Origin of the sequence: Consotaella salsifontis (assembly GCF_900167365.1) — a bacterium.
In the GTDB taxonomy this organism is placed as follows: Bacteria; Pseudomonadota; Alphaproteobacteria; order Rhizobiales; family Rhizobiaceae; genus Consotaella; species Consotaella salsifontis.
In genome coordinates, this window is the sequence record NZ_FUXL01000005.1 from 314,448 (window position 1) to 327,128 (window position 12,681).

The 12,681-nt window shown below is 64.2% G+C and carries 13 protein-coding genes and 1 tRNA gene; 7 read left to right on the forward strand and 7 right to left on the reverse strand.

Going from position 1 to position 12,681, the window contains the following annotated elements:
- Nucleotides 1-12: 12 nt before the first annotated feature.
- Entirely contained in the window at nt 13-999 is a 987-nt protein-coding gene (gene mbfA / locus B5D38_RS09590) for an iron exporter MbfA (protein WP_207552921.1), read from the reverse strand.
- A 298-nt stretch (nt 1,000-1,297) separates the two neighbouring features.
- Between mbfA and B5D38_RS09595 the strand changes: the two genes are divergently transcribed.
- Together B5D38_RS09595 and B5D38_RS09600 are read left to right on the forward strand one after the other, a co-directional pair.
- Nucleotides 1,298-2,464, forward strand: coding sequence for a GNAT family N-acetyltransferase/peptidase C39 family protein (locus tag B5D38_RS09595; RefSeq protein ID WP_116002624.1), 1,167 nt, complete (start codon nt 1,298-1,300; stop codon nt 2,462-2,464).
- Nucleotides 2,465-2,526: 62 nt separating this feature from the next.
- A complete protein-coding gene (locus B5D38_RS09600; RefSeq protein ID WP_078708175.1) occupies nt 2,527-3,981 on the forward strand; it encodes a RimK family protein in 1,455 nt (484 codons plus the stop codon).
- Between the two features lie 50 nt (nt 3,982-4,031).
- Here the strand turns inward: B5D38_RS09600 and B5D38_RS09605 are convergent, their stop codons facing one another.
- The 4 genes from B5D38_RS09605 to B5D38_RS09620 form a co-directional block, all read right to left on the reverse strand.
- Nucleotides 4,032-4,922, reverse strand: a complete 891-nt coding sequence (locus tag B5D38_RS09605; RefSeq protein WP_078708176.1) for an SDR family oxidoreductase — start codon at nt 4,920-4,922, stop codon at nt 4,032-4,034.
- A complete protein-coding gene (locus tag B5D38_RS22370) occupies nt 4,919-5,275 on the reverse strand; it encodes a hypothetical protein (protein WP_207552922.1) in 357 nt (118 codons plus the stop codon). Before B5D38_RS22370 ends, B5D38_RS09605 begins: the two co-directional genes overlap by 4 nt.
- A complete protein-coding gene (gene queG, locus B5D38_RS09615; protein ID WP_078708177.1) occupies nt 5,259-6,392 on the reverse strand; it encodes a tRNA epoxyqueuosine(34) reductase QueG in 1,134 nt (377 codons plus the stop codon). The genes B5D38_RS22370 and queG overlap by 17 nt, the downstream gene beginning before the upstream one ends.
- Nucleotides 6,393-6,478: 86 nt before the next feature.
- Nucleotides 6,479-7,171, reverse strand: a complete 693-nt coding sequence (locus B5D38_RS09620; protein WP_078708178.1) for a glutathione S-transferase family protein — start codon at nt 7,169-7,171, stop codon at nt 6,479-6,481.
- Nucleotides 7,172-7,424: 253 nt separating this feature from the next.
- On the opposite strand from B5D38_RS09620, the gene B5D38_RS09625 reads away from it, so the two are divergent.
- On the forward strand, nt 7,425-8,228 hold the full coding sequence (locus B5D38_RS09625) for an undecaprenyl-diphosphate phosphatase (protein WP_078708179.1): 804 nt from the start codon (nt 7,425-7,427) through the stop codon (nt 8,226-8,228).
- Between the two features lie 146 nt (nt 8,229-8,374).
- On the opposite strand, the gene B5D38_RS09630 is transcribed toward B5D38_RS09625, so the two are convergent.
- Entirely contained in the window at nt 8,375-9,373 is a 999-nt protein-coding gene (locus B5D38_RS09630) for a complex I NDUFA9 subunit family protein (protein ID WP_078708180.1), read from the reverse strand.
- A gap of 180 nt (nt 9,374-9,553) precedes the next feature.
- On the opposite strand from B5D38_RS09630, the gene B5D38_RS09635 reads away from it, so the two are divergent.
- From B5D38_RS09635 to B5D38_RS09650, 4 genes are all read left to right on the forward strand, one after another.
- Nucleotides 9,554-9,638 (forward strand) — tRNA-Leu (locus tag B5D38_RS09635).
- An 868-nt stretch (nt 9,639-10,506) separates the two neighbouring features.
- On the forward strand, nt 10,507-10,722 hold the full coding sequence (locus B5D38_RS09640; protein ID WP_078708181.1) for a type II toxin-antitoxin system VapB family antitoxin: 216 nt from the start codon (nt 10,507-10,509) through the stop codon (nt 10,720-10,722).
- Nucleotides 10,722-11,120, forward strand: a complete 399-nt coding sequence (locus tag B5D38_RS09645; RefSeq protein WP_078708182.1) for a type II toxin-antitoxin system VapC family toxin — start codon at nt 10,722-10,724, stop codon at nt 11,118-11,120. The genes B5D38_RS09640 and B5D38_RS09645 overlap by 1 nt, the downstream gene beginning before the upstream one ends.
- 174 nt (nt 11,121-11,294) lie before the next feature.
- The gene (locus B5D38_RS09650) at nt 11,295-11,912 is read left to right on the forward strand and encodes a ribonuclease D (RefSeq protein ID WP_078708183.1); all 618 of its coding nucleotides are present in this window, start codon (nt 11,295-11,297) and stop codon (nt 11,910-11,912) included.
- Nucleotides 11,913-12,014: 102 nt separating this feature from the next.
- Here B5D38_RS09650 and B5D38_RS09655 read toward each other — a convergent pair whose 3' ends face one another.
- On the reverse strand, nt 12,015-12,416 hold the full coding sequence (locus B5D38_RS09655; protein ID WP_078708184.1) for a response regulator: 402 nt from the start codon (nt 12,414-12,416) through the stop codon (nt 12,015-12,017).
- Nucleotides 12,417-12,681 lie beyond the last annotated feature (265 nt).

Consider the following 12,681-nt stretch of genomic DNA (forward strand, 5'->3'; position numbering starts at 1 on the left):
CCAAAGGACGGTTCAAGAACCGCCGATCAGAACGCCCGCCAGAAGAACGAGGATGCCCCCCAGCACCACCTGAAACGCCGCCCGCAGGAAAGGCGTGCGCATGTAGTGGTTCTGAATCCAGACAATCGCCCACAGCTCGACGAAGACGATGGCGAAGGCGATCATCGTCGCTGGCCAGAAGGCGGGGATGAGATAGGGCAGCGCGTGGCCGAGCCCGCCGAGGGTGGTCATTGCCCCGCAGGCGATGCCGCGCTTGACCGGAGAACCTCGGCCCGACAGCTTGCCGTCGTCATGGGCCGCCTCGGTGAAGCCCATGGAGATTCCGGCGCCGACCGAGGAGGAGAGCCCGACGAGAAAGGTCGTCTTGGGGTCCTGGGTGGCGAAGGCCGTGGCGAAGATCGGCGCCAGCGTCGAGACGGACCCGTCCATCAGGCCGGCGAGCCCTGGCTGAACCCAGGTGAGGATCAGGCGCCGATGGGCGGCTTCGTCCTCCTCCTCCCGCTTTTCGCCCACGAGATGGCGCTGCGCGAGTTCCTCGGCTCTTTCGTAATGGCCGCTTTCATCCTCGGCGAGGCCTGCCAGCAGCGCCTTCACGTCCTCGTCGAAGGCGCGATCGGCCGCCTGGACGAAGAAGTCGCGCGAGGTGCGGGCCATGTCCATGCATTCGGCGCGAATGCGATCAAGGCCGAGATTCTCGACGAGCCAGACGGGGCGGCGCTCGTAGAAGCCGGCGACATGATGGCTGGAGATGGGCAGGATGAACGCCCCGAAGCGCGCCTGATAGGCATCGGTCAATCGACGGCAGTGGGCGCCCTCTTCCACCGCCATCCCCTCGAAGACAGCGGCCGTCGAGGGAAACTCCGCGCGCAGCCGCTCGGCATAGGTGGCATAGATCCGGCTGTCCTCATCCATCCGCGAGATCGCCAGCGCCAGGATCTCCTTTTCCGAAAGATCCTCGAAGCGACGTTTGCCGATTCCGGAGAAGAACTGTCGAAACAATATTCCATCCTTAGCTGTGAAACTGCGAGGGCGGGCGAGCGGCCAAGCCAAGACGACGCTCTTGCTTTATTTCCTGTCTGAGTGCCAGCGGGAATGTGACACAAGGCAGCGTCAAAGTCGGCCTAACCCCTCAGTTTTACTCATATTTCTCCGATCATTTCAGGCGGCAACAATCCATGACCGGAAGGCGCGTCCGGCGCATGCGGATTTTCCTCGCCTGCCCACGAGGCGCGGCGTAGGATGCGCGACGAATCGGGCCGCTTCGGCCCTCGGCCCTTGGCGAACACACTCCCTGTCGATGTCATCCTCTTCCGAAGCGCCTCAGTCAGCCTCTCTTAAGGCGCGGCTGCCGATCCGTTTGCGTCCGGCGAGCCAGGACGATGTCGACCATCTGGTGGAGCTGGAGAGCGAGGCGTTCGACGCCGATCGCATCACGCGTCGCTCGTTCCGAAATCTCATCCAGTCGAAAAGCGCCGTCGTCACGCTGGCGGTCGATCCGGATACCGACGCACTGCTCGGCTACGCCGCGCTTCTCATACGGGCCAGCACCGCGCTCGCCAGGCTCTACTCCATTGCGGTGGCGCGCCGGGCGGCGGGGCGCGGCGTCGGCCGGGCGCTTCTGTCGGGCATGGAGCGCGAGGCTTTCGGTCGCGACCGCATCGCGCTTCGGCTGGAGGTGCGCGAGGACAATCAGCCGGCCATCTCCCTCTATCGTAGCGAGGGCTATCGCCCCATCGGCCGCTATCTCGACTATTATGCCGATCACTCGCCGGCCCTGCGCTTCGAGAAGACCTTGCGCGGCGATACCGCCCTCCAGTCGACGGTGCCCTATTACGAGCAGACGACGGATTTCACCTGCGGCGCCTGCTGTCTCATGATGGCACTGGCCCGCGACATCGAGGGCTTCGAGATGAGCCCGGTGAAGGAGATCCGCCTCTGGCGCGAGGCCACCACGATCTTCATGATGTCCGGCCCCGGCGGCTGCGACCCTTATGGGCTGGCCGTCGCCGCCTACGAGGCGGGGCTGTCATCGGAGATCCACGTTTCCGAACCTGGCGATCTTTTCCTCGAAGGTGTGCGCAGCCTGGAAAAGCAGAAGATCATGGGCCTCGCCCAGGAAGACTTCCGCACCCGCGCGCGCGACTACGGCATTCCGGTTTCCGTCCGCCCGTTTTCCGTCGCCGATCTCAGCGCCGCCATCGCGGCGGGCAAGACGGCGATGGTTCTGGTGTCGGGCTACCAGATGTTCGGAAAGAAAGTGCCCCATTGGGTGCTGGCCCACGGCGATGATGGGCGCCATATCATCATTCACGATCCGTGGGTGGACGACGAACACGGCGAGACCATCGCCGACGCCGCGAGCCTGCCGATCCCCTATGCCGCGTTCGAGCGCATCGCCCGGTTCGGAAAGATCGGTCTTCGAGCCGCCGTATTTCTGGCGAAACGTCGAGCGTCGCACGCCTGACCCCGCACACCCGATACCCGAAAGTTTAAGATCCGCTTCCAGCCAAGGGCCGCAGACGTCCGATGTCACAATGGGTCATTCTGGTCGGACGCCCGTCCGACCTAGACAACGCAGCCACCCCCCACAAGATCATGACCAGCCGGGATTATCTCGCCCGGCCGGGCCTGTTTCGCGGTCAGCGGCCGAAGATCATCAATCTCGCCCGTTCCTACGCCTATCAGAGCCGCGCCTACTACGCCTCGCTTCTGGCCGGCGCGCGCGGGCATCGTATCATCCCGACCGTCGAGACCATGATCGACCTGTCGGAAAAGAAGCTCTACGAGAACGCCCTGCCTGAACTCGACGCCGCGCTGGCGCGCGCCGTTCACCGCTCGCCGACGCCGCTCGACCCCCATATCCGGATCTATTTCGGCCATTCGCCGGACCCGCGGCTCGATCGCTTCGCCAAGCTCGCCTTCGATTGGTTTCGCGCGCCGGCTCTCGAGATCACCCTCGAGCCTGTCTCTCCCCCGAAGATCAAGAAGATCGGCTTCGCCGGTCTCGGCAAGCTCGATGCCGACGAGATGGCCTGCTTTGTCGCCGCCATGGAGCGCTACACCGCGCGCGAGTGGCGCGCCGCCAAGGCCAAGACGCCGACCAAGTATTCCTTCGCCACGCTCTACGACCCCAAGGAGGAACTCCCGCCCACCTCGGTCGAATCACTGAAGCACTGGGCCCGCGTCGCATCGCGCATGAGCGTCGAGGTCGAGCCCATTACCAAGAAGGATTTGGCGCGCCTCGCCAATTTCGACGCGCTGTTCATCCGCGAGACGACCTCGATCTCCAACCATACCTATCGCTTCGCGCGCCGGGCCATGCAGGAGGGCATGCCGGTCATCGACGATCCCATCTCGATGATCCGCTGCACCAACAAGGTCTATCTGAACGAGCTGATGGAGGCCAACGGTGTCGCCACGCCTCCGTCTGTCATGATCTCGGGCAAGGAAGACTGCGTGCGCGCCGCCGATCTTCTCGGCTTCCCCATGGTGCTGAAGATCCCCGACGGCTCGTTCTCGCGCGGCGTCAAGAAGGTGAGCGACATGGCGGGCCTCGAAAAGCTCGCCGGCGCCTGGCTGGAGGATACGGACCTCCTGCTTGCCCAGAAGTACATGCCGACGCAATTTGACTGGCGCATCGGCGTCCTCGGCGGCCAGCCGCTTTTTGCCGTTCAATACCACATGGCCAAGGAGCACTGGCAGATCATCAACCACGATACCGGCGGGCGGCCGATGGAGGGCGGCTTCAAGGCGTTCACGCTCGCCGACGCCCCGCCGCACGTCCTCGACGTCGGCCTCAAGGCGGCGCGCTGCATCGGCGACGGCCTCTACGGCGTCGACATCAAGGAGACGGAGGACGGCGTCTTCCTGATCGAGGTGAACGACAACCCCAATCTGGAGCACGGCGTCGAGGACTTCGCCGAAAAGGACGAGGTCTGGACCCGCCTCACCCGCTGGTTCATCGACCGCGTCGAGGGGTGAGGCCCCAACACTCAGCGCCAAGACTCAGCGCCAAGACTCAGCGCGACGAATCAGGGCTGAACGAAATCGCCGGCCAGCGCCGCGAGGCCTTCCCGATAGGTGGGATAGGCGAACGCGTAGCCGGCCGCCTTGAGCCGCGCGTTGGAGACGCGCTTGATCTCGCCGTAAAAGGAACGGGCCATGGGGCTGAGCTCGGCCGTCTCGAAGTCGATCTCGGGTGGCGGCTCGACCCCCGCCAGCCGCGCGGCCCATTCCACCACGTCCTGCGGCGGCGCCGGTTCGTCATCCGTCACGTTGAAGACCCCGCCAAGACGCTGTCGTGAAAGGAAGTCCACGGCCCCGGCAATGTCCTCGACATGGATGCGGTTGAACACCTGCCCCGCCTTGACGAGGCGTCGAGCCGTGCCGTTCGCGAGATTGACGAAGGCGTTGCGCCCCGGCCCGTAGATGCCGGAAAGGCGAAGAATGGCCAAAGGCACGCCGCGCCTTTGCGCCAGCTTCTGCCATGCCTCCTCGGCATGGAGCCGCTCGACCGACCGGCGCGAGACCGGGTGCGGCGGCGTTTCCTCGTCGACCCAGGCGCCGCCATGGTCGCCATAGACACCCACCGTCGAAAGGTAGCCGATCCAGGTGAGGTTCGGCATTTTCTCAAGAATTGTCGTCGCGAAGGCCTGCAACACCGGATCACCCGAAGCGTCCGGCGGAACCGAAACAAGGAGCAGGCTTGTATCTTCCAGGGCCGGCGCGATCCCCGCGTCGACCGTTTCGCCGGCGAATCGATAAGCCTGGTGCCCGGATTCAGCGAGCGCTTCCACGCGCTCCTCGGAGCGTACCGTCACGCCGCAGATGCAGACGCGCTTTCGAACACGCTCGACGACGCGGCTGGCCGAAAAGCCGCAACCGAACACGAAGAGACGATCGCGCTCCCCCGCCTCGCTCATGCGTCGTCTTCGTCCCGCGCGGGATAGCGCAGGCTGCCGATTTCCAGTTCGCCGATCCTCAGGCGATCGAACCGTGCCTCGCCGACCCGCGCACGACCGACCGACAGGCGGCCGATGGCAAAGGCGCCGATCGCCAATGCCCCGATGGCCAGGGCCCCGACGGCGAGCGCACCCAGGGCTCCCGCCCCCACCGCGCCCCGCCCGAGCGCGGCCGATCCTCTCACCGGTCCGCCGACGCGATGGCGCAAGGCATGGCGAGCCTTGAGGAAGTCGCCGCGCCGCTTCCCGCGCTCGCCCTCCTCGCCGGGTTCCGAACCGTCCGTCTCCGGATAGAAATCAGCCGTCGAGTGCATTCCATTCCCTCCTCACGTCGGGGTCTTCCTCGACATCGAGCGCGGCGGCTCGCTGTTCCAACGCTTCAGCCGGCACAAGCCGGTGAAGTGCCCAGACCGCCATGGCGCGCACCAGCGGCGCATCATCGCGCATGAGCCGCCGGCAAGGTTCGGCAAGCTCCGCCCGACCCGAGTTTCCCGCCGCGATCAGGCAGTTGGAGACGAACTTGGCGCGTCCGATGCGCTTGACCGGCGACCCCGAGAAGAGCGCGCGAAAGCCGGGCTCGTCAAGGGCCAGAAGGTCAGCGAGCGCCGGCGCTTTCAGGTCGTCACGCGCCTGAAGCTTGGCTTCCCGGGAGCGTTGGGCGAACTTGTTCCAAGGGCACGCGGCCAGGCAGTCGTCGCATCCATAGATGCGGTTTCCCATCGCCGGACGAAGCTCGGCGGGCACGGTCGCCTTGGTTTCGATCGTCAGGTAGGAGATGCAGCGCCGCGCGTCGATCTGGTACGGCGCCGGAAAGGCCTTTGTCGGGCAGGCATCGAGACAGGCCCGGCACGATCCGCAGAGGTCTCGGGAGGGCGTGTCGGGACAGAGATCGAGCGTGGTGAAGATCGCACCCAGAAACAGCCAGGAGCCGAACTCGCGCGAGACGAGATTGGTGTGTTTGCCTTGCCAGCCGAGACCGGCCCGGCTGGCGGCGGGCTTCTCCATCACCGGCGCCGTGTCGACGAAGACCTTGACGTCGTGGTCGCCACCCGCCCGCGACAGCAATCGGCTGGCAAGCTCCTTCAGCCGCCCCTTGATCAGCTCATGATAATCGCGGTTTCGCGCGTAGACGGAGATGGCGCCGCGCTCGGGATGGGCCTGCAGGCCGCGCGGGTCTTCCTCGGGCCCGTAGTTCAAGCCGAGAACGATCACCGTCTTCGCTTGCGGGAAAAGCGCCTTTGGGCTCGCGCGCCGTTCCGCCGTCTCGGCCATCCAGGCCATGGTTCCGTGACGCTCTTCGGCCAGGAACGCGGCGAGCCGGCTGCCCGCCACGCCGTCATCCTCGGCGCTCGAAACGCCGACGGCGTCGAAGCCGAGCCGTCGGGCATCGTCGAAAAGAAAGCGCCTCAATGATTCACGTGTGTCATTCATGAGCCCGAATCATGGGGCGAAGCGGCGCCGGCCGCAAGGTCAAAGAGCAAGAATACCAGGACCTTATGGAGAACGCGGCTCAGCGCTCAGAAGTCGAGTTCAGCGTAATGCGCGACGGGGGGGATGCCGCGAATCCGCTCGGCCAGAAACGGGCGGAAGGAAGGGCGCGACTTCAGCCGCTGGTACCAATCCTTGGCCGCCCCCTCGCGATCCCAATCCACCTCGCCAAGATAGTCGAGCACCGAAAGAGCGGAGGCAGCGGCCAGGTCCGCCTGACTAATTCTTGGGCCCGCCAGCCAATCGCGGCTTTCCGCGAGCCAGCCGATATAGCGCATGTGATTCTTGAGGTTGGCTCGCGCCGCACGGATGGCAGAGGCATCCGGCGGGCCGCCGCCGTGCTCGACCTTCATGTCCAGCTTGAAAACGCGCTCGCGCACCAGATAGCGCGTCACCTCGGATTCGAGCTTGTTGACGAACCATTCGCTGAGGCGGCGAATCTCTGCCCGCTCGATGGGCTTTTCCGCCATCAACCGCCGATCGCGCTGATAGATGCCGCGCGTCTCGTCAAGATATTCGGCGATCACCAACCCGCCAACGATGGGAGGTCCGTCATCCTCGATGAGGACTGGCAGCGTCGCGGCGGGATTGAGCGCCAGAAACTCGCGGCGGCGCTCCCAGGGCTTTTCCTCCACCAGTTCGGCACGCTCGCCATATTCGCCGAGTATGAGCCGGGCAAAGCGCGACGCGGCGGACATGGGATGATGATGGAGCCTTAGCATGGCAGAGATAGCTTTCCTCGAGCGCCGCATCGTCAAGCCCTGACGCCGGCGTAATCGGCAACTCTAGGGGCGCTTGGTTGATGACGCGCTAACACCTTCGCGCCGCTCGTGCCATTTCGGCGACAGTCTGCGCAAGGCATCACGTTTCCTCTTGAGACCGCCTTAGTGCCATGCCACCCATCGCCGCCCAGTCAATTCCACGGGCCCCGCGAATCGCGCGGGCCGTGATCGTCAGCAGCAGGATCAGCCTTTCATGAGCTTCGCCGACATCTTCGATGCGATCGTTCTCGGCCTCACCGAGGGCCTGACGGAGTTCATCCCGGTATCCTCCACGGCGCATCTGCTCCTGGTCGGACGCCTCCTCGGGTTCCAATCGACGGCCCATACCTTTGAGGTATTGATCCAGTTCGGTGCCATCCTGGCGGTGCTGGTGGTCTATGCGGGCAAGCTCTGGCAGATCGCCGTAACCCTGCCGTCGAGCCCGCGCAGCCGCCGCTTCACGCTCGGCGTCCTCGTCGCCTTCCTGCCCGCCGCCTTCTTCGGCGCCTTGCTCCACGACGCGATCAAGGTTCTGTTTGAAGCGCCCGTGGTCATCTGCATCGCCCTGATCGTGGGTGGTGTCATCCTGCTCTTCATCGACCGCATGCCGCTCCGCCCACGCCACGAGGATGTGATGAACTACCCGCTGACGCTGTGCCTCGGCATCGGCCTCTTCCAGTGCCTTGCCATGATACCCGGCACCTCGCGGTCGGGCGCGACCATTGTCGGCGCCCTCTTTCTTGGCGCGGACAAGCGCTCGGCGGCTGAATTTTCCTTCTTTCTTGCCATCCCCACCATGCTCGGCGCCTTCGTCTTCGACCTCTACAAGTCGAGAAACGCCCTCAGCATGGACGACGCCGGGCTCATCGCCATCGGCTTCGTCGTCGCCTTCCTGTCGGCCCTGGTGGTGGTGAAGACCTTCATCGGCTTCGTCGGGCGCCACGGCTTCGCCTTTTTCGGCTGGTGGCGCATCGTCGTCGGCCTCGTCGGCCTCGTTTCCCTGACGCTCTTCGCGTGAGGAGCGGCGGCGGCCTGACTTGCCGCCGCCTCAGTGCCTAGAGCATGATCCCGAAAAGAGGGAACCGGTTTTCGGAAAAAGGTCATGCGCACAGAAGAAGATTGAGCGGGATGATGAGCGAAGCTCAACTCATCCCGCTCTAGCCGTCAAACGAGCTCGGGCGGTCCCTTGGCATCGGCCAGCGGTCCGCCCCGGTTGAACTGCCCGAGCGGCTTGAAGCGCACGAGATAGGTCGGCAGGATCGCATCCATCAGCCGCGGTTCGATGCCGAAAGCTTCGAAGGTGCGCCCCTCCGCCTTCGCCGCCTCGGAAACGACGTTGTCGTAGCGCAGCTGCTTCACCTGATCCTCGGTGATGGGTGCCCCAGGAATCGACTGGAGCAGCCGCCCCATGGAAGAGGCCGTCGAGTAGGAGAGCGTGACGAAGCGCTTCTTGCGGCAGATGATCTTGAGCATCAGCTCCATCAGCTCGCGGAAGGTCATGACCTCGGGCCCGCCGAGCTCATAGATTCGCCCGCCGGCGACCTCGCCTTCCATCGCCCGCGCCACCGCCTCGGCGACATCGGCCACATAGACCGGCTGGAACTTCGTCTCGCCGCCGCCGATGAGCGGCAGGAAGGGGCTGCGCGACGCCATGGCGGCGAAGCGGTTGAAGAACTGGTCCTCCGCGCCGAACAGAAGCGAGGGGCGCAGAATCACCGCGTCGGGCACGGCCGCGAGCACCGCCGCCTCTCCCCGCGCCTTGGTCTTGGCGTATTCGCTGTCCGAGCCTTCGTCGGCGCCGATGGCGGACATCTGGGTCATCGAGATGCCGGCCGCACGGACCGCCTCGGCCACCGCCTTGGCGCCCTCGTGGTGAAGGCTGGAAAAATTCTGCTTGCCGCTGCTCTGGAGAACGCCGACGAGATTGATGACGTGATCGGCGCCCGAAATCGCCCGCTCGATCGACCACGGATAGCGCAGATTGGCCTGGATAGCCTGAATCTGGCCCATGTTGCCGTTGGTCTGCAGGTGATAGGCCAGGTCGGGCCGGCGGCAGGCGACGCGGATGCGGTGGCCACGCTTGGCCAGGGCCCGCGAGACGTAGCGGCCAAGAAACCCAGATCCGCCGAAGACCGTCACGACCTTACCGGTGTCGATCGCCATCTGCCGAGATCTCCTCACAATCGTTCTCGCGGCCTGTTCTCGCGCCGCGCCATTGTGGCGGTCTTACCGCGTTGCCGCCGCAAGGTGAAGAGATTGCCGGCGGCATGGACAAACAAGAGTCAAAATGCCTGGAGAAACGCGTTGACAGGTCCGCGGCGAGAATCTAATGGTCGCCGCCGTGCCCAGGTGGCGGAATTGGTAGACGCGCACGGTTCAGGTCCGTGTGCCGCGAGGCGTGAAGGTTCGAGTCCTTTCCTGGGCACCAATTCCCAAAGATATGCCGTCGACCTCGATGTCGAAGATTGCCGCGCCCGTTCATGGGCTGAGGCGAGAGCAGCGGCATGTTCGGCTGACACCGACTGCCTCCCCGCCTTTTTTCATTTCGCTGTTCATTCCGATGTCAGCCCGCCATGGGAAGCCACTGCGCCACGTCGCAGCTTACGGGCACGGCCTCGGCACGAAGACCTACGCGACTGAAAGCTTCCGCCATATCAGGACGCGGTTCCCTCCAACACAATTCCCCCCCGATCAGATCGTGTCTTCACAGGAAGGGCGCGCCAACACGCCGCCGAAACCTCGCTGACCAGTGCGGCCTCACACTGCTGATTCAAGGCTCATCGGGCGCTCAAATCGACCCTGTGACGACACCGCCGCGAGCAGCAAAAGAAGCCTGGAAGCCTCCTGCTTTTCTTTCTGTGGGCAAAGCCAAAGGCGCCTGGGAATGCGCGCCGGTTGCCGTTAATCCTGACTTCAGCGGACCGAATGCCGCGAGGCATTGAACGCGCGCCGGAGAGCCACCGCACGTGAGGGGGCGACTCTTCGGTCAAGCCGGCTGGCTTTGCGGGGATGATCGCCAGCCGGCCCGCGAGAAGGGCAAAAGCGCAAGAAGATCAGCGGATAGACCGCGAAATCTATCCCGATCTGAATTGGGCTAGACAGGGGGGCTAGCCTCGCCGCTATCCGGGTCGCCGCGGCAAAATGCTGTGCGTTGTCGGAAAACCGGTCGGGTAGACCGCAATTCGAGACGATCTATCCCGGCGCTCCGGCCTCAAGCCCCGCTCAAAGCCCTGTCTTGCGCCGAAATCGTGGTGCGCTATACGGCTAGCTCTAGTCTTATAGCCGTGCGAATCGCCATGCCTTTTCACATCAAGAATCCCGAGACCGACGCCCTCGCCCGCAAGGTCGCCCAGATCAAGAAGATCGGCCTCACCGAGGCCGTGCATCTGGCGCTGGAGCATGAGCTGGAACGCGAACGCGCCAAGCCCTCTCTGGCCGATGTCGCCGCCGAGTTCTGCCGCGAGCTGAAAAACCGCTCCTCCGCCGGCTCGGGTCGCGCAGGCCACCTCTGATGTTCGTTGATGGCTCCGCACTGATCGCCATGCTCACCGACGAGGAGGAGGCGCGCATTTTCGCCGCCCGCCTGCAGGCCTCGCCGAAGCGCCTGACCTCGCCGATCGCCGCGTTCGAGGCGGCGGCGTCCGTCTCCCGCGCCTACGGCCTGCCGATCGAGGAGGCCAACGAGGCGGTGCTGCGCTTTCTCGACCTCATGAGCATCCAGATCATGTCGCTCCCGGCGCAGGTCACATCCATCGCGCTTGAGGCATATGGCCGCTATGGCCGGGGCCGGGGCAACAGCGCCGGCCTTAACACCGGCGACTGCTTTTCCTATGCCTGCGCGCGCTATTATCGCCAGCCCCTGCTCTACAAAGGCGCGAAGTTCGCCGCCACCGACATCGAAACCGCCTGACATGGGCGAAAGGCCAATTCTCGCGGGCTCGCGTCGTCGAGCGCGGGGAGAGGCGAAAGGGGTTGACCCGACGGGCGCTTTCCGATTGTTCCTGAAAGGAAGCCGGAAAGCTCACGCCGGCGTCCATCGCGCGGCGGAAAGGCACCGCCGCCTCTCAAGGCTGAAGATTCCTTCATGACCATTCGCGTTCATCAGGGCGATCTGCCCGATCTGTCCCGCTATTCCGGCGCCGTCGCCATCGACACCGAGACGCTCGGCCTCGACACGCGCCGCGACCGGCTGTGTGTCGTCCAGCTCTCTCCCGGCGACGGCACGGCGGATGTGGTGCAGATCGCCAAGGGGCAGCGCGAGGCGCCCAATCTCTGCGCACTTCTCGCCGATCCTTCCAAGGTCAAGATCTTCCACTATGCCCGCTTCGACATCGCAGCGCTCTATCACGCCTTCGGTGTCATGACGTCGCCGATCTTCTGCACCAAGATCGCCTCGCGCCTGACCCGGACCTATACCGACCGTCATGGCCTGAAGGACCTGACGCGGGAACTCATCGGGGTCGACCTGTCCAAACAGCAGCAATCCTCGGACTGGGGCGCTGACACGCTGACGCCGGCGCAGCTCGAATACGCCGCCTCCGACGTGCTTTATCTTCACGACCTGATGGGCGTGTTGCTGAAACGCCTGGAACGCGAGAATCGCATGGAGCTCGCGGACGTCTCCTTCGCCTATCTGCCGACGCGCGCCAAACTCGATCTTCTCGGCTGGGACGAGGAAGACATCTTCTCTCACTCGGTGTGAGGCGAAGGCGCGCTCGCACTGACGACGGTGCTACGTCGCCCTGAAACCAGGCCGCTTCGATATGGGCGGACACCAAAGAAGCCTTGACCCGTGTGCCGGCCTTCAAGCCGACATGCGGTAGCGCTGCATCTCGCCCAAGCCAAGAGCCTTCACCAGATCGGCGCACATCACCGGCTTGATCATGAGCTGGAAGACGGGCGCCGAACCGATCCGCTTGAGCAGTTCCGGCTCGCTCGAGCCCGTGATGAAAATGATTCTGGTCTCCGGCAGCATCTCATGGATCGCCTGGATCGCCTGCGCCACATCAATCCCGTCCCGCTTGCCGCCCAGGCGCACATCCATCAGCACGAAGTCCGGCTTCTCGCGAGTGATGAGATCGATTGCTTCGTCCGCCTCATGGGCCATGCCGACCACCTCGCCGCCATGCAGCTCGCAGACATCCATAAAGAAGGACGAAATAATCACGTCGTCATCGACGATAGCTATACGCTTCGCGTCACTCATTACGACTCTCCCGATATCACGGCCTAACGACCGCAAGAGTGCATTGTCACCGCTCCGGCGCCTGCCTCCAGTTCCTCCACGAGGCGGCCGCACTCAAAGCACGGATCTAATACGCAAAACAATACAAGATATAATGTAAGTCTGCCTTGCATCGTCGAGCGCCGCAGGAATCGCTCAATACTTGAAGAAGAACAGATTTCCATATGAAGCGCAAGATGGGCCGAATCCCCAAGGATGCCCCGATTTAAAAACGATTATATCTAGC